Here is a 325-nt window from a genome sequence, read left to right on the forward strand (position 1 = left end):
ATGTTACACGTCCTTCATTAGCCATAACAGCTTTATTTAAATTGATAAATGCCTTACTGATGGCAGGACGACGTTGCATGGTTAATACTGAGTTTGGACAAAAGCCCAAAGTTTCGTTAAAGAATTCTGCAAGTGCTTTGGTTTCCAGATCGTGCTCTGGAGATAATGGCGTTACTAAAGGCATGATTTTATTTTTTTAGTAGTATTTTTGAATTTACAATTAACGAAAAATAATTCAGAAAAATGGCAATAAAAGTTTCCACAAAATGGTTAGGAGAAATGCGATTTGAAAGTACCAATCCTTCGGGGCATAATTTGTTTATTG

At 34.2% G+C, this 325-nt stretch carries 1 pseudogene; it reads right to left on the minus strand.

Annotation, left to right across the window (positions count from 1 at the left end):
* A pseudogene (locus H4O21_RS28750) lies at positions 1 to 184 on the minus strand (carboxymuconolactone decarboxylase family protein); the annotation flags it as partial.
* Between the last annotated feature and the right edge of the window lie 141 nt (positions 185 to 325).

It is taken from the genome of Oceanospirillum sediminis (genome assembly GCF_014164585.1).
In the GTDB taxonomy this organism is placed as follows: Bacteria; Pseudomonadota; Gammaproteobacteria; order Pseudomonadales; family Halomonadaceae; genus Oceanospirillum; species Oceanospirillum sediminis.